Source organism: Acetobacter nitrogenifigens DSM 23921 = NBRC 105050 (genome assembly GCF_000429165.1).
Lineage (GTDB): Bacteria > Pseudomonadota > Alphaproteobacteria > Acetobacterales > Acetobacteraceae > Acetobacter > Acetobacter nitrogenifigens.
This window is the reverse complement of record NZ_AUBI01000005.1, coordinates 235,198-257,896: the sequence shown is the minus strand read 5'-3', so window position 1 is coordinate 257,896 and position 22,699 is coordinate 235,198. Positions and strand designations below refer to the sequence as shown.

Here is a 22,699-nt window from a genome sequence, read left to right as displayed (position 1 = left end):
TCGGGCGAGGACGGACCGTCCGCCCGGCTGATGGAGATCGCGGCGCTTGTTCGCAAGCACGGCTATGTCGCGAACGAGGATCTTGCTCGGACGTTTAACGTCGCCGTGCAGACGATCCGCCGGGACATCCGTCGTCTGGCCGATGCGGGGGAGGTTGTGCGCCACCACGGCGGGGCCAGCGCGCCGTCCTCCGTCGAGAACATCGCCTACTCCGAACGGCAGATTCTCAATCATCGGGAGAAGGAGGCGATCGGCCGCCGCGCCGCCGCCGAAATTCCGGACGGGGCCTCGTTGTTCATCAATATAGGCACCACGACGGAAGCCTTCGCGCGCTCACTGATCGGGCGGCGGGGGCTGCGGGTCATCACGAACAATCTTCACGTCGCCTCTTTGCTCGCGGGAGGGGACGGGTGCCGCGTCGTCGTGGCGGGCGGGGCTGTCAGGGTGCGCGATGGCGGCATTCTCGGGCTGGCGGCGCAATCGATGCTGGAGCAGTACCGGGCCGATTACGGCGTGATTGGCATAAGCGGCGTCGATGACGACGGGACGCTGCTGGATTTCGACCCTGAGGAAATACTGGCGTCGCAAACGATTCGCCGACACTCGCGGCGTGTCTTTCTGCTGGCAGACCATACCAAGTTCGCGCGTCGGCCGCTCGTGCGTGCCGGTCATATCAACGAGGCTACGGCCTTCTTCACCGATGCGCCGCCCCCTGCCGGCATTCGCGACATGCTGGCGGCAAGTGGGGTGGGGCTGCATGTGGTTGATACGAATGTTCGGAAACGAACATAACGTTGTGACGTAATAATGATGACGAGGTATGGTTCTTGGATATAGGGAGCCATTGCTAAATGTCGCCATGTTCGGATACGAATATGCGGCGTCATCATCTTACGGACGGGGGTGCGAGGTATGGTCGCTCAGGAACAGAAGTCGTCGCATGTGTTCGACCTGCTGGTCGTCGGCGGCGGCGTGAACGGGGCGGGCATTGCGCGCGACGCAAGCGGGCGCGGCGCCTCGGTGCTTCTCGTCGAACAGGACGATCTGGCGAACTACACGTCCTCTTCGTCCACGAAGCTGATCCATGGCGGCCTGCGCTATCTGGAATATTACGAATTCCGCCTTGTGCGCGAGGCGCTGATAGAGCGTGACCGCCTGCTGGCGATCGCGCCGCATATCATGTGGCCGCTGCGTTTCGTGCTGCCGCACTCGAAGCTGGTGCGCCCGGCTTGGATGTTGCGAGCGGGGTTGTTCCTTTACGATCACCTTGCGCCTCATATGAAGTTGCCGAAATCGCGCGGCATCGATTTGCGCAATCACTCCGCGGGCAAGCCGCTGAAGTCTGAATATTCCAAAGCGTTCGTCTATTCGGACGGTTGGGTCGAAGACAGCCGCCTCGTCGTTCTGAACGCGATGGATGCGGCGGCGCGGGGCGCGGACATTCGCGTTCGCACGCGCCTCGCTGCGGCGAAGCGGGTGGACGGCGTGTGGGAAGCGCAGATCGAGGACAAGCGTTCGGGCGAGACGAGCACCGTTCGCGCCCGAGCTGTGGTCAATGCGGCGGGGCCTTGGGTCGCGCGCCTGCTGTCCGACGAACTCGCCGTGCCGCACTCCAAGTCGGTTCGGCTGGTCAAGGGCAGCCACATTGTGGTGCCTCGCGTTTTCGAGGGGCCGCAGTGCTATATTTTCCAGAACCCGGACAAGCGCATCGTCTTTGCGATCCCTTATGAGCGGAAATTCACGCTGATCGGAACGACGGACGAAGCGTGGGGCGAGGCGCCGGGGCGTGTGGAAATTTCGCCGGAAGAGGTCTCGTATCTCTGCGAGAGCGTGAACCGTTACTTCGAAAAGCCGGTTTCGCCGTCCGATGTCGTGTGGTCCTACGCTGGTCTGCGTCCGTTGTATGACGACGCCGCGGCCAATGCTTCCGCCGTGACGCGCGATTACGTGCTCGATCTCGATACGACGGGCGGCGCGCCGCTGCTGTCGATCTTCGGCGGCAAGATTACGACGTATCGCAAGCTGGCCGAGCATGCGATCGAGAAGCTGATCCCGGAGATGCCGGTTCTCGCCGGTCAATCCTGGACAGCGGATGCCGCCCTGCCGGGCGGCGATCTCGGCGTCGGCGGGTTCGAGGCGGCGTTGAAGCGCCTGCGCGACGCCGCGCCGTTCCTGTCGTTGACGCATGCGTGGCGTCTGACGCGGGCCTATGGTTCGCGCGCCTACGACGTTGTGGGAGCGGCTGGAACACTGGAGGATATGGGAGAGAATTTCGGCGCTGATCTTACCGCGCGGGAGGTCGATTATCTGATCGACAACGAGTGGGCGGTCACGGCGGAGGACGTACTCTGGCGTCGTAGCAAGCTGGGCTTGCATATGACGCAGGAACAGAGGACGAAGGTGGAGAGGTATATCGCCGATCGTCAGCACTGAAGCGGGGTTTCGCCGGGTGTTGCGTCGTCGTTCAAGGTTTCCGAAACAAAATAATGAAAAGCGGACCTGTCATGAGCGAGCAGAAAAAGTATCTGGGAGAGTTGATCGCCGAGTGCGTGGCGGTCTTTATCATCATCCTCTTCGGCGATTCAGTCGCCGCAATGTACAGCCTGTATGACCCCAGCCCGTACAAGACCGCCTATTGGGGCGTATGCATTGTCTGGGGTTTAGGCGTCACTGTTGCAATTTACGCCACTGGCGCTGTTTCCGGAACGCACGCGAACCCGGCCGTGACGGTCGCCCTTGCGACCTTCCGGGGCTTCCCTTGGCGTAAGGTCGCTCCCTATATCGTCGCGCAGGTGATCGGCGGTTTTCTCGGAGCCGCTGTCGTCTACGCCCTGTTCGCTCCGGTCATTGAGCATTTCGCGGCGGCGCAGCATCTAGACTTCATGCATGACGGCGCTGCCGCGGGCGTGTTCTTCACCCATCCGGGTGATTACGTGACGCCGATGCATTCGTTCTTCGTGCAGATCGTGCTGACGGGCATTCTGGTGTTTGGAATTTTCGCGATTACCTGCGAGTTCAACACCATGGCGCCGCAGGCCAATGCGGGCGCGCTGATCATTGGCCTGTTGGTCGCGATCATTGGCGCCTCCGCCGGTTATCTTGACGCATGGGCGATCAATCCCGCCCGTGACTTTGGACCGCGTCTGTTTTGCTACCTGGCTGGCTGGGGCCCTGCGGCCATCCCCTCTCCCGGTAACTACTGGTGGGTGCCGATCGCCGGACCGTTGATTGGCGGTCTGGTCGGCGCCGGACTTTACCAGTCGCTTCTGAAACCCTTCATGCCCCGCCCAGTCGCGTGATCGGCCAGCAGCCGAACCGTCTCTGAGACCAAAAGGAGTTGAAAAGATGATCAAGAAGGATCGCATCCTGGCCATTGACCAGGGCACGACGTCCACCCGCAGCATCGTTTTCGACGCTACTGGCGCCGAGTTGTCCGTGGCGCGTGAAGAGTTTCGCCAGTACTATCCGCAGCAGGGCTGGGTGGAGCACGACCCGGAGGATATCTGGAAAGACGCGAAGAGCACCGCGGTAGAAGCTATCGAGCGATCCGGCGGCGTCGACCGTATTGCTGCGATCGGCATCACGAACCAGCGCGAGACCATCGTGGTGTGGGATCGGGCCACCGGCAAGCCGATCCATAACGCCATCGTGTGGCAGGACCGCCGCACCGCCAAACTGTGCGCGCAATTGAAAAAGGAAGGCGCGGAAGCTCTGGTGACGGAGCGAACGGGCCTTCTGCTCGATCCGTATTTCTCAGGCACCAAGCTGGCCTGGATTCTCGACAACGTCGACGGCGCCCGCGCCCGCGCGGAGAAGGGCGAACTTGCCGCCGGCACGATCGACAGCTTCCTTCTCTGGCGCCTCACTGGTGGGAGGGTCCATGCGACCGACATCACCAACGCCTGCCGCACGTTGCTGTTCGATATCCACAAGCAGGTCTGGGACAAGGATCTTCTCAAGCTCTTCAATGTGCCTGAAGCCCTTCTGCCAGAGGTCAAGGACAACAGCGGCGTGTTCGGGGAGACCGACCCGGCGTTGTTCGGAGAGGCGATCCCAGTCGCTGGCATGGCGGGTGATCAGCAATCCGCAGTCGTCGGGCAGGCTTGTTTCCGCCCGGGAACGGCGAAGTCGACGTACGGAACGGGCTGCTTCTTGCTGCTGAACACCGGCGACACGCCGGTCAAGTCCAGCAACCGGATGCTGACCACCATCGCCTATCGTATCGGCGGCAAGACCGCTTACGCGCTGGAAGGGTCGATCTTCGTCGCGGGCGCCGCCATCAAGTGGCTGCGCGACGGACTGCATCTCATCACGCATGCGTCGCAGACGGACGACATGGCGACCCGTATTTCGCACAGCCACGGCGTCTATATGGTGCCGGGTTTCGTGGGGCTCGGCGCGCCGCACTGGGAGCCGGACGTGCGTGGGCTGATCTGCGGCCTGACGCTCGACGCCACGGAGGCGCATATCGCGCGTGCGGCGCTGGAATCAGTGGCTTTCCAGACTCTGGACCTTGTTGCGGCGATGACGCAGGACGGCGGGGGCGCGGCGGATACGTTGCGTGTAGATGGCGGCATGGCGGCTAATGACTGGTTTTGCCAGTTTCTGGCGGACATGTTGCAGGCCAAGGTCGAGCGCCCGAAGCAGATCGAGACGACGGCGCTCGGCGCAGCCTATCTGGCTGGCATCGGGGTCGGACTTTGGGCCGGGCTGGAAGACGTCACCAACGCCTGGGAGCGTGACGCCCTGTTCGAGCCAAAAATGGATGCGGCTCAACGCAAGACCATGATCGACGGTTGGCACGTCGCGGTTCGCCGCGCGTTGCTGCAGTGACCATGCAGCCGCCCCGGTTCCTCTGCCAGGAAGGTATCCGGGGCGGCTGAGGCCCGGGCGGGTTTCGTCGTGCTGGCGGAATCGCCGCCTCACCGGATGTCGGATGGGCGACGGCGTGTTATCCTTGCCGGATGCCCTACGCCGATTTTGTCCATCTCCGCGTCCATTCAGCCTACTCGCTCAGTCAGGGAGCGATCCGGATCCCTGAGATGGCGGCCCTCGCGCGCGGCATGGACATGCCCGCCGTGGCGATCACCGATACGGGTAACCTGTTCGGCGCTCTTGAATTTTCCCAATATTGCAGCGGCAAGGGCGTGCAGCCGATTATCGGTTGCCAGATCGGTTTGCCTTCGCGCGACGACCGCCCCGGCGCGCAGTCGGAGCCCGTAGCGCTGCTGGCGCGGAACGCCGCCGGACTTGCGAATCTTCAGTTTCTTTCCTCAGCCGGGTTTCTGGATAGCGACGCCAGCGATCCGTTCGTGACGTTGGACGTTCTCGCCGATCATGCAGAGGGACTTTTCCTGCTGACGGGAGGTACGCGCGGCCCACTGTACCGTATGCTCGCGGAGGGGCAGGAGGCGGAGGCCGAAGCGTGGCTCGCGCGGATGCGTGAGGCGTTCGGCGATTCCGTCGCCGTGGAGTTGCATCGCCACGGTTTGCCGATAGAGCAGGCGGTGGAGCCGGGCGTGATCTCGCTGGCGGACCGGATGCGATTGCCGCTGGTCGCGACGAACGAATGTTTCTTTCCCAAACCAGAATTTTACGAAGCCCATGACGCGCTGATCTGCATCGCACAGGGGCGGACGATGGCGGAGAAGGATCGCTGGAAGGTCACGCCGGAGCACTGGTTCAAGCCTCCGGCCATGATGCGCGAGCTTTTCAGCGATCTGCCGGACGCTTGCGATAACACGCTCGCAATCGCCCAGTGCTGCGCCATTAAGGTCGAGACGCGCAAACCGCTTCTGCCGATCTGCCCGAAGGTGCGGGAGGGCTCGACGGAGGACGAGACTCTTCGCGCCATGGCGCGTGAGGGGCTGGCCTCGCGCATGGAGATTCTGTCGCCTGACGAGACGACGCGTCGGACGTATGAGGAGCGTCTGGAGTTCGAACTCGATATCATCTCGAAGATGGGTTTTCCCGGCTACTTCATGATCGTCGCGGACTTCATTCAGTGGGCGAAGGCGCACGACATCCCGGTGGGACCGGGACGTGGATCGGGCGCAGGGTCGCTTGCCGCGTGGGCGCTGACGATCACAGACATCGACCCTATTCCGTTCAACCTTCTATTCGAGCGCTTCCTGAATCCGGAACGCGTGTCGATGCCCGACTTCGATATCGATTTCTGTCAGGACCGTCGGGACGAAGTGATCGCCTATGTGCGTCGGGAATACGGCGCGGATCGGGTTGCACAGATCATCACGTTTGGAAAATTGCAGGCAAGAGCAGCTGTTCGCGACGTCGGGCGCGTGCTCGGTCTGCCTTACGGCATGGTCAACAAGGTCGCGGAGTTGATCCCGAACAATCCGGCGAACCCCGTGACGTTGAAGCAGGCGGTGGACGGCGAACCGCGTTTGCAGGAAATGCGCGATACGGACGAGGCGCTACGGCGTCTGCTCGAGATCGGGCAGCAGCTTGAAGGGCTTTACCGACACGCTTCGACCCACGCCGCGGGCGTCGTGATCGGCGATCGGCGTCTTGTCGAACTGGTCCCGCTGTATCGCGATCCGAAAAGCGACATGCTGGTCACGCAGTTCAACATGAAGTTCGTCGAGCAAGCGGGGTTGGTGAAGTTCGACTTTCTCGGCCTGACGACGCTCACCATTCTGCAGCGCGGCGTGAACTTCCTGAAAGGTCTTGGCGTAGAAGTCGATCTTTCGAAAATTCCCCTTAACGACGCGCCGACTTACGAAATGCTGTCGCGTGGCGATACGGCGGGGGTGTTCCAGTTCGAAGGCGCGGGCATGCGCGACGTCCTCAAGCAGATGCGTCCTACGCGGCTTGAGGATCTGATCGCCGCCGTGGCGCTGTACCGCCCTGGGCCGATGGCGAATATTCCCGATTATTGCCGCAGAAAACATGGAGAGGCGTGGGAGCCGCCGCACGAGGAAATCCGCGATATCCTGGAAGAGACCTACGGGATCATGGTCTATCAGGAGCAGGTCATGCAGATCGCCCAGAAGATGGCGGGCTACAGCCTGGGCGGCGCCGATCTGTTGCGTCGTGCGATGGGCAAGAAAATCCGCGCCGAAATGGACAAGCAGCGCGAGATTTTCACCGAGGGTGCGACGGGGCGAGGCGTCGATAAGGACAAGGCGGTCGAAGTTTTCGACCTCATGGCGAAATTCGCTGACTACGGCTTCAATAAGTCTCATGCGGCAGCCTATGCGCTTGTGTCGTACCAGACTGCGTGGATGAAGGCGAATCACCCGGTCTCCTTCCTGGCCGCGTGCATGTCGCTGGCGCGGGAGCGTACGGAGAAGCTGGCGGCGTTGCGGCAGGAGGCGACGCGTCTGGGCATTGCGGTGTTGCCGCCGGACATCAATCGGTCTGGACCGGATTTTACCGTTGAGCATCTGCCTGACGGCAAACTCGGCATTCGATACGCTCTGGCGGCTGTGAAGAAGGTCGGTCTCGCGGCCATGTGCGGCATCGTGGACACGCGTGGAGGCAAGGCCTTCGAAAGCCTCGCTGATTTCGCAGCGCGGGTCGATCCGAAGCAACTTAACAAGATGCAGTTGGAAAATCTGGCCAGGGCAGGGGCTTTCGATACGCTGGAGCCCAACAGGGCGCGTGTTTTCGGGTCGGTCGAGAGCATTCTGCGTCGCGCCCAGATGCGCGCGCAGGAAGCAGCGAGCGGGCAGGTCGGACTGTTCGGAGATGCGCCGGAAGCAGAGCCATTGCGGTTGAGCCAGGACCCTGAATGGCCGGAGTTCGACAAGCTTTCTTACGAAGCCGACGCGATCGGCTTCCATATGTCTGGCCATCCGCTCGACGCATATCGAGCGACGCTGCGCCGTCTTGGCGCAATTCCGATGGCCCGCTTGACGACTTCGGCGGAGAGCGGGGTGACGCGCGCGAAAATTGCTGGCTGCGTGATCGATCGCAAGGAGCGCCCGACGCGTAGTGGAGGCAAGATGGCGTGGGTGCGGCTGTCGGACGCCACCGGCGGATGCGAAGTGACGTTGTTCTCCGAAATTCTGGGACGGACCCGAGAATTGCTGGTCGCGGGCAAGGCGGTGATGGTGACTGCCGAACTCAAGGTCGAGGGGGAAGCCGTTCGGATAACGGCCACCGACCTGCAGTCGCTGGAGGATGTAGCCTCGCAGGCCGGTGGAGAGATGCGGATCTGGCTGGATCGTGAAGACGCGGTGTCCGGCGTGCAGGCGATCCTGTCCCGGCAACGCGGCGGCGTTGGGAGGGTGGTGCTGGTTCCGGCGATCGGAGACAGCAGGGACGTGGAGCTTCGCCTGCGCGGCGGTTACCGCGTCAGTCCGGTGGTGGGGCAGGCGCTGAAGAGCGTGATGGGTGTTACGAAAGTGGAAATTGGGTCTTCAATCCAGGGTTGAAAAATTGTTGCCAAAATAATATTTTTATGGTTGTATTTGTCCGAGGTGTGACATGCAAATCTTAAGCAACGCTTTAGCCAAGACGACGTCTACAACCTATGAGGGTTCCGAGGGCCATGTGACGGCGCATGTTTCAGGCGTAGCTGCGGAGAAAAAGACGTCGGTTTCCGCAGACACGCCGCTTTTCAATCCGGCCTCTCATATCGACCCGGCGCTAGGCATCGTGGTTGTCGAGACCTACGGTACGAACGGCGTTGTCGAAGACCAGTACCCGACCGCCAGAATGATGGAGCAGTACAGTCTCTACGGACTGCATCAGGCGTCCTGAATTTTTCTGTATAGGTAGTCGTTCCATCGGCCTTCGAATGTTTTACGTGGCTGCCATGCCCCGGCGCACTTGCAACATCCTGTAACAGGTTCGATCCTCACCCTTTAGCGCCGTGACGTCGCGTGGAGGGACATCTGAAGCCATGCTGCAGGAAAGTCGTCAATTTGATGCGCCGAACGATCCACGTTCAGGCGTCACCAGCGATCATATCGCGCGTAGCGGCCCCGATCTTCGACGTATCGATCTCAATCCCGACTTTTGGCACCCCGTGGCCTGGTCGCATCAGGTCAGGCGGGGCAGGCCGTTCGCGGCGCGTTATGCGGGCGAGCCTCTGGTTCTCATACGCCCTGAGACTGGTCCGCTCTATGCGCTGGAAGATCGGTGCGCCCACCGTCAGGTTCCGCTGAGCAAAGGCAAGATCGAAGGCGAGACGATCCGGTGTTGCTATCACGGCTGGGCCTTTGATCGGAAAGGGTCCTGCGTCACGGTCCCTTATCTCAATAAGCCCGGAAACGGACGTGGCGTGCGTGCGTATCCGTGTCGCGAGAGCGGAGGGCTCGTGTTCGTGTTTCCCGGAAATCCGGAACTTGCAGCCCGCACGCCTGTGCCTCAGCCATGTCAGGTGGACAATTCGGAGTTCAGGACGCGTCGTTTCGATCCGCGCGTGGAATGTCACTACAGCTTCATGCACGAGAACCTGATGGATATGAACCATCAGTTCCTGCACCGCCGCCAGATGGGGCAGATCACTGCGCGTTTCATGGGGCAGGGCAAGGGCGAGGATTTTGTCGAGGCGCGTTACAGCTTTGCACGCAAGGGCGGCGACCAGCCGCTCGCGGAGCGTCTGCTGTTTGGCAAGCACAAGGATATCGACGTCAGCCAGCAGCCGGTCGACGAAATCGTGACCGTGCGAACCTCTTACCCCTACCAGACCTTGCAAATTCACGACAAGGATGGGGATCTGGTGATGGATCTCTGGGTTGCCTACGTGCCTCAGGGGCAGGATCAACTGACAACGCAGACATTCGGCCTGCTGTCCGTGAAGCGCCCGAAGTGGAAGTTTCTGCTGGATCTGGCGTGGCCGGTTCTTGGCGTATTCACCGATCGGATTTTCCACGAAGACAAGGAAGTCGTGGAGATGGAGCAGCAGGCGTGGCGCGAACTGGGAGGCGACCATAATGTCGAGGTGTTTCCGGTGGTTCGCAACCTGAGGGATCTGTTGATCTGCTCCGGCGTCCCGACGGTCAGGACCTCCCTCTGACACGGTGACGCAGGCTCGTCATGTCCGACGCCAGACGGAGTGACGCGAAGGGTTGCTTTTTCGGCCTGAAACCGCCATATGCGGCGCGTCCGCGTGGAGACGCGCGGGACTACGCACGCGGCGCGATTCCTGGTGTCCGGCATTGTCGGGCCGATGCGCTGCGGAGGAATAACCGGAACCTAAGGATACCGCATCATGGCGATGCCCGATTTCACCCTGCGTCAGCTCCTCGAAGCCGGCGTTCACTTTGGTCACCACACCCGCCGCTGGAACCCGCGCATGGCGCCGTACCTGTTCGGCGTGCGCAACCAGGTCCACATCATCGACCTGCAGCAGACGGTGGTCCTTCTCGACCGCGCCCTGAAGGCCGTGCGTGACACCGTCGCTGGCGGCGGTCGTGTCCTGTTCGTCGGCACGAAGCGCGCCGCGGCCGATCAGGTCGCCGAAGCTGCGCAGCGTTGCGGCCAGTATTACGTCAACCACCGCTGGCTCGGCGGCATGCTGACGAACTGGAAGACCATCACGGGCTCCATCAAGCGCCTTCGTCAGATCGAAGACATGCTGGCTGGCGACACCCATGGTCTGACCAAGAAGGAAGTCCTCGACATCACCCGCGACAAGGAGAAGCTTGAGCGCTCCCTCGGCGGAATCAAGGAGATGGGCGGCCTTCCGGACATCCTGTTCGTCATCGACACGACGAAGGAGAAGCTGGCGGTTGAGGAAGCCAACAAGCTTGGCATCCCGGTCATCGCGGTCCTCGACAGCAACTCGAACCCTGAAGGCGTGACGTTCCCGATCCCGGGCAACGACGACGCCATCCGCGCGATCGAGCTGTACTGCAACCTCGTGTCGGGCGCCGTTCTTGACGGCATTTCCGCCGAGCTGAGCGCCTCTGGCCGCGACATCGGCGCGTCCGAAGAAGCGCCGATCGATCCCGCGATCGAAGCTGCCGAACTGGCCGCCGCAGAGGCTGCTCCCGCAGCCTGATGACGACGCTCCGGGATAATCCGGAGCGCGCACGATTTTGAGCATGAACGCAAGCACGTCCCGCAATGGCGACGTGCTTGCCGCTATTCTGGAGATGGGACTATGGCGGAAATCACCGCAGCGCTGGTGAAGGATCTTCGCGAGAAGACCGGCGCAGGCATGATGGACTGCAAGAAGGCGCTGAACGAGGCGGGTGGCGACATTGAAGCCGCCATCGACTGGCTGCGCACGAAGGGCCTCGCCGCGGCAGCGAAAAAGTCCGGTCGCGTCACGGCCGAAGGCCTTGTCGGCGTCGTGTCGGAAGGCCGTCGTGGCGCGATGGTCGAAGTCAACGCCGAAACCGATTTCGTTGCGCGCAACGAGGCCTTCCAGGGCTTTGTCGAGTCCGTGGCGAAGGTCGCTCTGAAGGTTGGCGATGACCTTGAGACCGTGAAGGCCGCTGCTCTGGAGACCGGTCGTACGGTCGCCGAAGAGCTGACGCACCTGATCGCGACGATCGGCGAGAACATGTCGATCCGCCGCGTGCGCGTTCTGGAAGTCCCGTCGGGCGAGGTCGCGACCTATGTCCATGGCGCCCTGAAGCCGGGCCTCGGCAAGATCGGCGTTCTGGCTGCGGTTGAAGCGCCGACGGCTGGCGACGCGATCGTCGCTCTGGGTCGTCAGGTTGGCATGCATGTCGCGGCGACCCGTCCGGCTGCGCTGGATATCAGCAGCATCGACCCGGCTTCGGTCGAGCGTGAGCGTGAAGTTCTCAAGGAGCAGGCGCGTGAGTCCGGCAAGCCGGAAGCGATCATTGAGAAGATGATCGAAGGCCGTATCCGCAAGTTCTACGAGGAAGTCGTTCTTCTGGAGCAGGTGTGGGTGCATGACGGCGAGAGCCGCGTGAAAGCGATCCTCGACAAGGCTGGCGTCAAGCTCGCTGCGTTCGACCGCTTCCACCTCGGCGAAGGCATCGAGAAGGAGGAGAGCGATTTCGCCGCAGAAGTGGCTAAGGCTGCTGGCGGCTGAGGTCGGTCTCTCTCCGGTGACGAAGGAGGGCGGGGCTTCCCTGGAATGGGAGGCGCCCGCCCTTGTTCTTTCTACGGCCCCGTTTGGCGAGGCCGATCTTCTCGTCCACCTGTTTTCAGCAGAACATGGTGTCGTGCATGGTCTTGCGCGTGGCGGCGGCGCCCGGCGCAATGCGGCCATGTGGCAACCGGGCAATCTGGTTCATGCGCAATGGCGGGCGCGTTCCGCCGAGCAACTCGGTTCGCTTGTTGGTGAGGCCGTCGCGGCAATCGCGGGCCGCGCCATCCAGTCCCGTATCGCCCTCTCATGCTTATCCTCTATTTGCGCCGTCGCGGATCTGGCGCTGCCGGAGCGGCAACCGCATCCGCATCTGTTCGACGATACGGTAGCGGTGCTGTCCGCTCTTCCTCGGGAGGAAGACGCATTTGCAAATCTGCTCCGTTGGGAAATGGCGCTTCTGGCTGACCTGGGGTTTGCGCTCGATCTTTCGGCTTGCGCAGCAACGGGCGAGCGAGAGGGGTTGGCCTACGTCTCTCCACGCACGGGCCGCGCGGTATCGCGGGACGCAGCGGGGATATGGGCACAGCGGCTTCTACCGTTGCCGGCGTTGTTCATGGACCCGTCGGATTTTGGAACGCCGGAGCAATGGAGCGAAGGTTTGCGGCTCACGGGACATTTTTTATGGCGTGACGTGTTTGGCCCACTCCATCGCCCATTACCCTCTGCGCGTCAGCGTATCGCTGATCTTGCGCGTGCTTTACGCGAGCAGTCCGCCTGAGTCGGCCTCAACTCGCCGCCACAGTCTCGATCCAGCAGGCTAGTAGCCCCCTGGACCTCCGCCATAGCCATAACCGCCATAAGGCTGCGCCGATCCGGGGGGCGGTCCCATGGGAGGGGCTGCGCCGCTCGGTGTGTAGGACGGCCGTTGGGTCATGCCGGGGATTAGGTTGCCGTAAGTCAGCATGCATGCTGCGTAGACGTTGTCATACTGCTGCTGAATACCGCCCTGGGCCCGGCTGGACGAGGCCATGCCCATGGCGCCTCCAACGGCGACGCCAGACCCTGCGCCGATCCCTGCGCCGGTGCCCGCATAGGACCCATGCCACGGATCTCCGTAAGCCGATCCGATTGCTGCGCCCAGGCCGGCTCCGATAGCGGTAGGGATCAGGGCGCCGACGATGGCGCGGTGGTTTGCGTTTTCCGCCTGTCCATGGACGGCGTTCGTCGCCTGGGATTTGCAGAAGCCCGATTCCTGCGAAAACTGCGCGAAACTTTTACCCGGTGGCGGCATCACGGGAACGGACGGACCATCCGGAGTGGTCGCGCACGCTGAGAGGAGTGCGGCGAGTGCGAGTGTCGGCAGGGCGAGGCGGGAATTCATGCGCGGATCAAAGCTCAGCCAGAGGGGGGTGGGCAAGAAGAACTGCGTAACAACACACACGACCATAGTTGCAAAGCGCATCTCTGTAACTATGCGCGCGATGCACGAACGGCGCTCCTTACCGGGCGCACGATTGTAACGCTCGTGCGTTCAATTTGGCTATCGATGAGAAGCGCTTGCGACGATCTGTGTGCCTGAAGTCCATTAGGGAATAAAGTTACGATGCGTCCTGCCGCTTGCCTGCTGCCGGGGGACGATCCCGGCGGGTCGAGTTTTGCTGGATATCAGTCTACGCTGAACTGGCGGGAGAGGGGGGACTTATCGCCTTTTGCCGTCTGCACTGCTAGAGTGTCTGGACGATAAGCTGGCAAAAAACGCCGCTATCAGTCCAGCTTCACGACGACCCGGCCGTGCAGTTTTCCGTCAAGCAGCGCCGTCGCCGCTTCGGCTGCATCCCGTAGCGTAATTTCTTTTGTCTGGCTGTCGAGTTTCTCCATGTCGACAAGTTCCGCAAGCGCGTCCCATGCTTTCACCCGGCGGCCATGATCGCACATCACGCTGTCGATGCCGACAAGAGTGACGCCGCGCAGGATGAAGGGGGCGACGGTCGCCGGAAAATCCATTCCTGCGGCGAGGCCGCACGCCGTAACTACGCCGCCAGGCTTCATGGAAGCGCAGACATTGGCCAGAACCTGACCGCCGGCGACGTCGACAGCGCCAGCCCACCGCGTTTTCTCCAGTGGCTTTCCGGGTTTGCTGAAGTCCTCCCGGGGAAGAATCTCAGCAGCGCCAAGTTGCGTAAGGTGGTCGCGTTCTGTCTCCCGTCCAGTTACGGCGACGACGTGATGGCCAAGGCGGGCAAGAAGCATGACCGCGACGCTTCCGACGCCTCCGGACGCGCCCGTGACGAGCACAGGTCCGCTTTCCTTCGTAACGCCTTGCTGCTGAAGCGCGAGAATGCAGAGCATTGCCGTGTAACCTGCTGTTCCCAACGCCATGGCCGAGCGGGTGGAGAACGCAGATGGAAGCGGCGTCAACCACTCGGCGGGCACGCGGGCCTTCTGCGCGAGTCCTCCCCAATGCCTCTCTCCGACTCCCCAGCCATTGAGCAGCACGCGGTCGCCGGGGGCGTAGGCGGAGCTGGACGATTTTTCGACGACGCCCGCGAAATCGACGCCGGGCGCCATGGGGAATTGCCGAATGATGGGTCCCCGCCCTGTGATGGCGAGCGCGTCCTTGTAATTGAGCGTCGACCATTCGACGCGAACGGTTACGTCCCCGTCGGGGAGAGACGTTTCATCGACTTGCCGGACATGAACGCTTTGCTGTCCGTCAGGAGATTTTTCTATCAACAGGGCGTCAAACATTGGAGAATCCCCTTCAGAAAGCTGGTGAAGCGTCGGCTGTCTGGTCGAATGGCGATGGTTCGCCGCGAACGAGCGCGAAGAAGCCGTTTGAGAAAATGTCGAGAGGGTGAGACGAACGTTCCATACGTGCGCGGAGCACGGCGCCTTCCCATCCGATCCAGAAAAATGTCGCCCAGATTTGGGCTCGTCCGGCGTCGAGTTCTGCGAGGCAGACGGCAAGGCGTCGTTCCCACTCGCGCATGACGTTCTGCAACGCCAGTTGGAGGCTCTCGGGAACGGATGAGAATTCCTGCGTGAGGTTCCCGATCAGGCAACCGCGCCGAAAGTCATGCCGCATCATGCCGGCGGCTGCGTCGGCGACAAAATTCTCCACCCGCTCCAAGGGAGGGGCATCTCTGTCTGTCAGCCATTTGTCGAGTTTGGCGTTGAAATAGTCGGCGTAGGAGTCGATCAGGGCCAACCCCAGCGCCTCCTTACTGTCGAAGTAGTAATAAAAAGAACCTTTAGGCACGCTTGCGTCTTTAAGGATCGCGTCCAGACCTGTCCCAAGAAACCCCTGTTCAGTCAGCGCAGCCACGCCCGCCCGCAAAAGTCGTTCGCGCGTGGCTGCGTGCGTGTCGGAACGTCCAGGGGGGCGTCCTCTGCGTCGAATAGGGGCGGTTGCGTCCATGGCGCAATATTGTAGACGATCGTCTAATTAAACAAGTTGCGAAACAGGAGAGTGAGATCAAGAAAATGAGAGCGGCCGCGTTAGCGGCGCTTGACGCGAAGTGGAATTCAAAAAGGAAGAGGGGAAAAGTCGGGTTCTACCCAGGTATGTCTGGCGACTGGACTGAAAAGAACCGGGCGTGTCCAGTAGGACAGAAGCCAGTCAGAGCGTCCGAGGGGCGACGCCATGGTGTGGCTGAGCAGGATATGCAGGGGCGTGTCCGGCGTGTGTGTCGTCAGATGATGCCGCGCGCCTCTCAGGGACGCCTGCGTGATGGTGTGATGATAGCCGCTGACATCGGTGTTCGGTGTGTTGGTGGCGTCGTTATAAGTGGTGATGAGGGTGCGTAGCGCGTCTGGGGTCGTGAGGTCAGGACGTTTTCTCAAAAGCCACAAGGTTGCTGCAAAGTGGGCTTCATGCGTCCACTCCTGTTTTGGAAGGCTGTAATCGAGCAATCGTCGGGCGAGATGTTCGATGGCGTCGTCTGAAAAAGCCATTGTCTGAGCTCTCTCGTGCGGGGTCGTGGGCAGAGACCGTCAGTTGAATTAAAGCCTGATGTTGGCAGGATGCAGCGGGCCCAGAGTCCGTCGAGATTACGCGTGAGAACGCTCCGCCGCAAACGCGGGCTGGAGTTTTTCAAAGCGGCTGTACAAAAAATTTGCTCATGTAAGCGAAAGAGTGAATGGGTGGTCGCGTCCCTCAGTGTGATGTTGCAGTGGTCTCGTGCTTGGGCCATCTGCGGTGAAACCACAGCCATTGATGTGGCTCTTCCGCGACCCACCGTTCAACATGCGCGTTGACAAGCTTCATGATGGAGAGCTCGTCCGCCGCGCGCTCCCCTGTCTTTGTAATTGTCAGGGCAGGTTCACAAATAAGCTGAAAACGTGCGGCGCCAAGCCGTACGACGCGGATGGGCACGATGTCGCGCTGGAAGCGCATTGCCAACTGCGCGAGGGCAGGCGCGGTCCACGCATCCCTGCCGAAAAAAGGGACGGCGATGCCATCGTTCATTTTCTGATCGACAAGAAGACCGACTGTCCCGCCTGAAGCCATGTGTCCGACGATGGATCGGGCGCCGCGCGATCCCTTGGGGAACATAGACGTTCCATTCCCCGCTTCATGGCGGATGCCCTGAACGAGGCGCTCGACGATCGGATTCGACGCCGCGCGATAAACCCCGCCGACCGGCAATCCCAAAGCGCCAGCAATCGGAAGAATCATTTCCCAATTTCCGACATGGGCAGAAAAGAAAATCGGAGGCTGTCCATTCCGCCACGCGGCTGCGATGTGTTCCTCTCCCGCGATTTCCCAGCCCGGTCCGCTGGAGGTGCGAGCGAAGTTTCGGAGGTGGGAAAACTCTCCGATTACGCGGCCAAGATTGTCCCAGGCTCCACGAACGACCTGCCTTCTCTCCCTGTCTTCCATGTCAGGGAAGGCGATTGCCAGATTCTGCATCCCGGTTCTCGTCGATGAGAGAAAAGGACCAATAAATCCGGCAAGTTTCGCGCCGACGTAAGAGGCATGAGCCGGACCGATAAGTCGCATCAGACCGACCGCTCCATTGAAACTCATTTCCGTCATATAGGCCCGGAAGCGGCGACTTCGGGGCAACGCGATATCCGAACTCATGACTTCACACGATGCTTGTGGGAATTTTTGGAGAGATCAGGACGCGCGCGCCGAGCCGGGCGGCACGGTAGCGCGCCGGGAGTCGACGTCCGGAGGGCGTTCATCGGGTTTATCCTGTTATGGGAGACAAACAGGAATGTCCTGTGCGCTCTGTATATCACATATTTTGCTTTTGACGCGTTACGAACGGTTTCGGCGCGTCGCACAAGCGTACGGGCAGCAGCCTAGGTTTCGGAGATGAAAAATGCTGGGGCCCGGCCAGAGCGACGATTGCGCTTGATGGCGGTGGAGACGGTATACTCCGAACGCGCGTCAGCCGGGTCGTTCGCGAGTGCAACTTTGGGGGGGCGTTAACTCGGAGGCTATGCACGTGCGCCACGGATGGACGTGCGGGCACTACGCCGCAGGAGCAGGCAAAAGACAGTCGTGTATGTCTGAGCACACTGGCTTACGCGCCGACTTTTACGCCAGCCTCCTGAAGCGCCGCCTGTTGACGACGTGCGAGGTCATCTTCATTGAAATCCGCAATCAGGTCCTGAAACATTCTGTGCCAGTTCAGCTTTGCGCCCAGACGCATGAACACCGAGCCAAGGCCGATGGCCGACCGGTCCACCAGAACAAATTCACGCGGCGGTTTCACGCCGCCCGTGCGTTGCAATCCTGCGTGCACTCGTGCGGCGATATCACGACCGAAGATCGATCCCTCGTCCTCCTGAATGGCGCGCTCACGATCCTGCATCAGGGGTTCGTAGAGAAAGCTGGCCCACTCGTTGAGCACAGTCATTGTGTCACGCGACAGATTGCGGAAGCCCCACATCTCATAAGCGTGCGCGGTCCGATCGAGATCGCCGACCCGCAAACCTTCGCAAAGTTCGATGATGCCGCGGACAAAGCGCGGACGAAACACACGAATTGCGCCAAAGTCCAGAAGATTGAATCCGAAATCGTCGCGGACGGTGAAATTGCCCATGTGCGGGTCGCCATGAATCACCCCGTAGCGATAGAGCGGCACATACCAGGCTTCGAACAACGCGCGCGCCATGGCGTTGCGCTCTTCCTGTGACGGGTTTGTGTCGAGCACCGACTGCAGGGAGCGTCCATCCACCCATTGCATGGTCAGCAGACGCCGTGTGCAAAGATCAGGGACTGTGCGTGGTATGGTGACGGATTCGGAGTTCCGGAGCATCACGCCGTAGAGCCGCAAGTTCGCGGCTTCCCGTGTGTAGTCCAGCTCTTCGCGCAGGCGCTCGGTCAACTCCTCGATGACGTCATCCTGTCTGATGGCGTTGTCGAGGCGATGGTAGACGCCCATCGCCATACGGAATTGCTTGAGGTCGGCCTCGACCGTCGTCGTCATGTCTGGATATTGCAGCTTGCAGGCGACGATTTTTCCGTCAGGCAGGACGGCCTTGTGGACCTGTCCCAGACTGGCGGCGGCTGCGGCTTCCTGTCCGAACTGTTTGAAGCGCTGCTGCCAGTTCGGGCCGAGTTCCGTGCTCATGCGGCGACGTACGAAACTCCACCCCATGGGCGGGGCGTTTGACTGGAGTTGCGACAGTTCAAGCGCGTAATCGTCAGGCAGCGCGCCCGGAATCGTTGCGAGAAGCTGAGCCGCTTTCATCAGCGGCCCCTTGAGGCCGCCGAGAACGCCTTTCAGATCTTCTGCGTGCGCGGCGCTGCCGCCGGTGATGCCGATGCGGTGACCGGCTATCCGCGCGGCTATGCCGCCGACCGTGCCGGTCGTGCGCACCATGCGCCGCAGTTCGCCGAAAAGGCCGCTATCGTCGAGATCGCGCCCGGCCATGTCAGGCGTTCTCCAACTGATCTATGAAGCCGGAAATCACGTCCAGCCCCTTGCGCCAGAACGCAGGGTCACTGGCGTCCAGTCCGAACGGCGCGAGCAGCTCCTTGTGACGCAGCGTGCCGCCTGCTTGCAGCATGTCGACGTATTTGTCCTGAAAACCGAAGCTATTTTCGCGATACACGCCATACAGGGCATTCACCAAGCAGTCGCCGAACGCGTATGCGTAGACGTAGAACGGCGAATGGATGAAGTGCGGGACGTATGACCAGTACGTGTCGTAATCCGACGTGAAGTTGAAAGCCGGGCCGAGGCTTTCCGTCTGCACCTGACGCCACAATTCGCCGATCCGCTCCGGCAGAAGCTCCCCGTCGCGGCGTTCGTTATGCACGAGGCTCTCGAAGCGATAGAAGGCGATCTGCCGGACGACCGTGTTCAGCATGTCCTCGACCTTGGACGCGAGCATCAGCCGTCGTTGCGTCGGGTCTTTCTCGGCGTCGAGCAGGTGCTGGAACGTCAGCATCTCGCCAAAGACGCTGGCGGTCTCGGCCAGCGTCAGTGGGGTTGCGGACATGAAATAGCCCTGCTTCCCGGCGAGCGTCTGATGCACGCCGTGTCCGATTTCGTGCGCAAGGGTCATGACGTCGCGGGTGCGGCCGCGGAAATTCATCAGGATATAGGGATGCGCGGACGGCACGGTCGGGTGCGCGAAGGCGCCGGAGGATTTGCCCGGCACGGGCGCTGCGTCGATCCACGGCTTGTCGAGAAATTCGCCGACGATCCGTCCAAGCCGGGGATCAAAGCCGTCATACGCCTGTCGCACGATGCGCGTCGCCTCGAGCCAGGAAATGTCGCTCTCATTCACGTCCGGCAGCGGCGCGTTGCGGTCCCAATGCTCCAGCTTCTCAAGCCCGAGCCACTTCGCCTTGAGCGCGTAATAGCGATGGGAGAGGCGCGGGTAATCGGCGACGACGGCGGAGACCAGGGCGTCGACGACTTCGTCTTCGACCATGTTCGAGACGTTGCGGTAGGATTCGGGGCGCGCGTAACCGCGCAGCTTGTCCGAGATCGCCTTGTCCTTGGCCAGCGTGTTGGTGACCAGAGAGAGCAGGCGCAGGTTGTCCTGCAACGCGGCGCCGACCGCCTTGGCGGCCCGCTCACGCACGGCGCGACTTGGGTCGGACATGCGGTTGAGCGCATCGCCGAGCGTCAGGGAGGCGCCGTCGAAAGGTATGCGCAGGGCAGCGAGATGTTCGTCATAAAGGCGGCGCCATGCGCTCGCGCCGGTGACGGATTTTTCCAGCAGCACCTGTTCGATGTCGTCGGCGAGCTGATGGGCGCGGAACATGCGCAGATCGCGAAGGAAGGGACGCCAGAGGGCCAACTCCGGCGTCTGAAGCTTCAGTTCGAGTTCCGCGTCCTCGATCCGGTTCAGTTCCAGCGTGAAGAACAGCAGGCTGGAGGAGATGTCCGACAGGGTCTCCGTCACCGACTGGTTGAATTTGGCGACGCCCGCGTTCGACATGTCGGCCGAGAACGACAGGGACGCGAAGGAGCCGATCCTGCCAAGGGTCTCGTCGATGGCTTCGTAGGTCTCGATCGCCGCTGCGAGTTCCGTGCCGCTCAGGCTCGCGACGCGACCGCGATAGGTGTCCTGAAACGCGCGGGCGTCTTCGGCTGCGCGCGTCCTGTCGGCGACGAGTTCCTGCGAGTCGGGGGCGGCGTAGAGATCGGAAAGGTCCCAACGCGGCGGTTCGCCGTCGTTCAGGCGCGCCGACGGGCCGTTCGCGCCGTCTGGAGAGAAGCGGGAGTCAGCGGTCGATCCGCGATGGGGGCGCGAAAATTCATAAGCCATGCGGGAACTGTAGCGCGGCCTCAAACAGGAGGCGAGACCACGCGGCGGGGCGCCTCTTCATTACTTTGCTCGCGAGGAGCCGGGCATGGGTTCAGCAGGTGAATCTTTGCGCATCTGGATGGCTGACTTTTCCCGGTTTATCGCCTATGGGACGCGCATGACCGATACCTCGCTCCAGTTGATCCGTAACTTTTCGATCATCGCCCATATCGACCACGGCAAGTCGACGCTGGCCGACCGTCTGATTCAGGCCTGCGGGGCCCTGTCCGCGCGCGAGATGACCAACCAGGTCCTCGACAACATGGACATCGAACGCGAGCGTGGAATCACCATCAAGGCGCAGACCGTGCGCCTGACCTATCCGGCGAAGGACGGCAACACGTACGTCCTCAACCTGATGGACACGCCTGGCCATGTCGACTTCGCCTATGAGGTCAGCCGGTCGCTCGCGGCGTGCGAGGGATCGCTGCTGGTCGTCGACGCCTCGCAGGGCGTCGAGGCGCAGACGCTGGCCAACGTGTATCAGGCCATCGACGCAGGCCACGAGATCGTGCCGATCCTCAACAAGGTCGATCTTCCGGCGGCCGAGCCGGAGAAGGTGAAGGCGCAGATCGAGGAAGTGATCGGCATTCCAGCCGACGACGCGGTCGAGATTTCCGCCAAGACGGGCCTGAATATCGAAGGCGTGCTGGAAGCCATCGTGACGCGCCTGCCGCCGCCGGTTGGCGACGCGGAGAAGCCGCTGAAGGCGATGCTGGTCGACAGCTGGTACGACCCGTATCTCGGCGTCGTGATTCTGGTCCGCATAAAGGAAGGCCGCCTGCGCAAGGGTGCGCGTATCCGGATGATGTCCAGCGGCGCCGTGCATATGGTCGATCAGGTCGGCGTCTTCGCCCCGCGCATGGTCGCGGTGGATGATCTCGGACCGGGCGAGATGGGCTACATCAACGCTGCGATCAAAACCGTCGCGGACTGCAATGTCGGCGATACGATCACGGACGACCGCAAACCTGCCGATGAGCCTCTGGCCGGCTTCAAGCCTTCCATCCCTGTGGTGTGGTGCGGCCTGTTCCCTGTGAACGCCGACGATTTCGAGAAGCTGCGCGACAGTCTGGCGAAGCTGCGCCTGAACGATGCGTCGTTCCATTATGAGGCGGAGACGTCAGCCGCGCTCGGGTTCGGTTTCCGTTGTGGCTTCCTTGGGCTGCTGCATCTGGAGATCATTCAGGAGCGTCTGTCGCGCGAGTTCGACCTCGATCTGATCGCGACGGCGCCGTCCGTCGTTTATCACATCACGCGGACGAACGGGGAAACCGAAGATCTGCACAACCCGGCGGACATGCCGGATCCGTCGCTGATCGAGCGGATCGACGAGCCCTGGATCAAGGCGACGATCATGGTTCCGGACGAGTATCTGGGGTCGGTCCTGACGCTGTGCTCCGAGCGGCGCGGGACGCAGGTCGACCTTACCTATGTCGGCAACCGCGCGATGGCGGTTTACCGCCTGCCGCTGAACGAGGTGGTGTTCGACTTCTACGATCGTCTGAAGTCCCTGACGCGTGGTTACGCCAGCTTCGACTACCAGATGGACGGATACGAAGAGAGCGATCTCGTCCGCATCTCTATTCTGGTCAATCAGGAGCCGGTGGACGCGCTGTCTTTCGTCGCGCATCGCTCGGCGGCGGAAAGCCGGGGGCGGGCGATCTGCGCACGCCTGAAAGACCTGATCCCGCGCCAGTTGTTCAAGATCGCTATTCAGGCGGCGATCGGTTCGCGGGTGATCGCGCGCGAGACGATCGGCGCGATGTCCAAGGACGTCACCGCCAAGTGCTACGGCGGCGACATCTCGCGTAAACGCAAGCTGCTGGAGAAGCAGAAAGAGGGTAAGAAGCGTATGCGGCAGTTCGGCAAGGTCGAAATCCCGCAGAGCGCATTCCTCGCCGCCCTCAAGATGGATCGCTGATCGCGGATTTC

General features: G+C 61.7%; 18 protein-coding genes. 11 read left to right on the top strand and 7 right to left on the bottom strand.

Going from position 1 to position 22,699, the window contains the following annotated elements:
- Positions 1–30 precede the first annotated feature (30 nt).
- From G442_RS0109645 to recO, 10 genes are all read left to right on the top strand, one after another.
- Positions 31–792, top strand: coding sequence for a DeoR/GlpR family DNA-binding transcription regulator (locus G442_RS0109645; protein ID WP_084440485.1), 762 nt, complete (start codon positions 31–33; stop codon positions 790–792).
- A 120-nt stretch (positions 793–912) separates the two neighbouring features.
- Positions 913–2,433 (top strand): glycerol-3-phosphate dehydrogenase, encoded by a 1,521-nt coding sequence (gene glpD, locus G442_RS0109640; protein ID WP_026397838.1) that lies wholly within the window; start codon positions 913–915, stop codon positions 2,431–2,433.
- A 71-nt stretch (positions 2,434–2,504) separates the two neighbouring features.
- Positions 2,505–3,299: an MIP/aquaporin family protein gene (locus G442_RS0109635; protein WP_026397837.1), complete on the top strand. Its 795-nt coding sequence runs from the start codon at positions 2,505–2,507 to the stop codon at positions 3,297–3,299.
- A 46-nt stretch (positions 3,300–3,345) separates the two neighbouring features.
- On the top strand, positions 3,346–4,833 hold the full coding sequence (gene glpK / locus G442_RS0109630) for a glycerol kinase GlpK (protein ID WP_026397836.1): 1,488 nt from the start codon (positions 3,346–3,348) through the stop codon (positions 4,831–4,833).
- 131 nt (positions 4,834–4,964) lie between these two features.
- A complete protein-coding gene (gene dnaE, locus G442_RS0109625) occupies positions 4,965–8,399 on the top strand; it encodes a DNA polymerase III subunit alpha (protein WP_026397835.1) in 3,435 nt (1,144 codons plus the stop codon).
- A gap of 52 nt (positions 8,400–8,451) precedes the next feature.
- Positions 8,452–8,727, top strand: a complete 276-nt coding sequence (locus tag G442_RS25755) for a hypothetical protein (protein WP_051292153.1) — start codon at positions 8,452–8,454, stop codon at positions 8,725–8,727.
- Between the two features lie 142 nt (positions 8,728–8,869).
- Positions 8,870–9,988, top strand: a complete 1,119-nt coding sequence (locus G442_RS0109615) for an aromatic ring-hydroxylating oxygenase subunit alpha (RefSeq protein ID WP_026397834.1) — start codon at positions 8,870–8,872, stop codon at positions 9,986–9,988.
- Positions 9,989–10,183: 195 nt separating this feature from the next.
- Complete coding sequence (gene rpsB / locus G442_RS0109610; protein WP_035376409.1) at positions 10,184–10,975, top strand: 30S ribosomal protein S2; 792 nt, start codon at positions 10,184–10,186, stop codon at positions 10,973–10,975.
- A 102-nt stretch (positions 10,976–11,077) separates the two neighbouring features.
- Positions 11,078–11,983 carry a translation elongation factor Ts gene (gene tsf / locus G442_RS0109605; protein WP_026397832.1) on the top strand — a complete coding sequence of 302 codons (906 nt, stop codon included), beginning with the start codon at positions 11,078–11,080 and terminating at the stop codon, positions 11,981–11,983.
- Positions 11,984–12,023: 40 nt separating this feature from the next.
- Entirely contained in the window at positions 12,024–12,761 is a 738-nt protein-coding gene (gene recO / locus G442_RS0109600; RefSeq protein ID WP_026397831.1) for a DNA repair protein RecO, read from the top strand.
- Between the two features lie 39 nt (positions 12,762–12,800).
- Here the strand turns inward: recO and G442_RS21645 are convergent, their stop codons facing one another.
- From G442_RS21645 to G442_RS0109565, 7 genes are all read right to left on the bottom strand, one after another.
- Entirely contained in the window at positions 12,801–13,364 is a 564-nt protein-coding gene (locus tag G442_RS21645) for a glycine zipper family protein (protein WP_456303704.1), read from the bottom strand.
- A gap of 383 nt (positions 13,365–13,747) precedes the next feature.
- Positions 13,748–14,731, bottom strand: a complete 984-nt coding sequence (acuI, locus tag G442_RS0109590) for an acrylyl-CoA reductase (NADPH) (protein WP_026397830.1) — start codon at positions 14,729–14,731, stop codon at positions 13,748–13,750.
- 13 nt (positions 14,732–14,744) lie between these two features.
- Entirely contained in the window at positions 14,745–15,401 is a 657-nt protein-coding gene (acuR, locus tag G442_RS21640) for an acrylate utilization transcriptional regulator AcuR (RefSeq protein WP_051292152.1), read from the bottom strand.
- Between the two features lie 107 nt (positions 15,402–15,508).
- Positions 15,509–15,937, bottom strand: a complete 429-nt coding sequence (locus G442_RS0109580) for a hypothetical protein (RefSeq protein ID WP_026397829.1) — start codon at positions 15,935–15,937, stop codon at positions 15,509–15,511.
- A gap of 202 nt (positions 15,938–16,139) precedes the next feature.
- Complete coding sequence (locus G442_RS0109575) at positions 16,140–17,069, bottom strand: LpxL/LpxP family acyltransferase (protein WP_026397828.1); 930 nt, start codon at positions 17,067–17,069, stop codon at positions 16,140–16,142.
- Positions 17,070–17,517: 448 nt separating this feature from the next.
- Complete coding sequence (locus tag G442_RS0109570; protein ID WP_026397827.1) at positions 17,518–18,873, bottom strand: ABC1 kinase family protein; 1,356 nt, start codon at positions 18,871–18,873, stop codon at positions 17,518–17,520.
- Position 18,874: 1 nt separating this feature from the next.
- On the bottom strand, positions 18,875–20,725 hold the full coding sequence (locus G442_RS0109565; protein ID WP_035376408.1) for a M3 family oligoendopeptidase: 1,851 nt from the start codon (positions 20,723–20,725) through the stop codon (positions 18,875–18,877).
- A 157-nt stretch (positions 20,726–20,882) separates the two neighbouring features.
- On the opposite strand from G442_RS0109565, the gene lepA reads away from it, so the two are divergent.
- Positions 20,883–22,688, top strand: coding sequence for a translation elongation factor 4 (lepA, locus tag G442_RS0109560; RefSeq protein WP_026397825.1), 1,806 nt, complete (start codon positions 20,883–20,885; stop codon positions 22,686–22,688).
- Positions 22,689–22,699: the final 11 nt, after the last annotated feature.

Excerpts from the sequence above, each read along its gene's own strand:
- G442_RS0109645 (WP_084440485.1), top strand. The coding sequence starts at position 31 with ATGGAGATCGCGGCGCTTGTTCGCAAGCACGGCTATGTCGCGAACGAG.
- glpD (WP_026397838.1), top strand. The coding sequence starts at position 913 with ATGGTCGCTCAGGAACAGAAGTCGTCGCATGTGTTCGACCTGCTGGTC.
- G442_RS0109635 (WP_026397837.1), top strand. The coding sequence starts at position 2,505 with ATGAGCGAGCAGAAAAAGTATCTGGGAGAGTTGATCGCCGAGTGCGTG.
- glpK (WP_026397836.1), top strand. The coding sequence starts at position 3,346 with ATGATCAAGAAGGATCGCATCCTGGCCATTGACCAGGGCACGACGTCC.
- dnaE (WP_026397835.1), top strand. The coding sequence starts at position 4,965 with ATGCCCTACGCCGATTTTGTCCATCTCCGCGTCCATTCAGCCTACTCG.
- G442_RS25755 (WP_051292153.1), top strand. The coding sequence starts at position 8,452 with ATGCAAATCTTAAGCAACGCTTTAGCCAAGACGACGTCTACAACCTAT.
- G442_RS0109615 (WP_026397834.1), top strand. The coding sequence starts at position 8,870 with ATGCTGCAGGAAAGTCGTCAATTTGATGCGCCGAACGATCCACGTTCA.
- rpsB (WP_035376409.1), top strand. The coding sequence starts at position 10,184 with ATGGCGATGCCCGATTTCACCCTGCGTCAGCTCCTCGAAGCCGGCGTT.
- tsf (WP_026397832.1), top strand. The coding sequence starts at position 11,078 with ATGGCGGAAATCACCGCAGCGCTGGTGAAGGATCTTCGCGAGAAGACC.
- G442_RS21645 (WP_456303704.1), bottom strand. The coding sequence starts at position 13,364 with ATGAATTCCCGCCTCGCCCTGCCGACACTCGCACTCGCCGCACTCCTC.
- acuI (WP_026397830.1), bottom strand. The coding sequence starts at position 14,731 with ATGTTTGACGCCCTGTTGATAGAAAAATCTCCTGACGGACAGCAAAGC.
- acuR (WP_051292152.1), bottom strand. The coding sequence starts at position 15,401 with ATGGACGCAACCGCCCCTATTCGACGCAGAGGACGCCCCCCTGGACGT.
- G442_RS0109580 (WP_026397829.1), bottom strand. The coding sequence starts at position 15,937 with ATGGCTTTTTCAGACGACGCCATCGAACATCTCGCCCGACGATTGCTC.
- G442_RS0109575 (WP_026397828.1), bottom strand. The coding sequence starts at position 17,069 with ATGAGTTCGGATATCGCGTTGCCCCGAAGTCGCCGCTTCCGGGCCTAT.
- G442_RS0109570 (WP_026397827.1), bottom strand. The coding sequence starts at position 18,873 with ATGGCCGGGCGCGATCTCGACGATAGCGGCCTTTTCGGCGAACTGCGG.
- G442_RS0109565 (WP_035376408.1), bottom strand. The coding sequence starts at position 20,725 with ATGGCTTATGAATTTTCGCGCCCCCATCGCGGATCGACCGCTGACTCC.
- lepA (WP_026397825.1), top strand. The coding sequence starts at position 20,883 with ATGACCGATACCTCGCTCCAGTTGATCCGTAACTTTTCGATCATCGCC.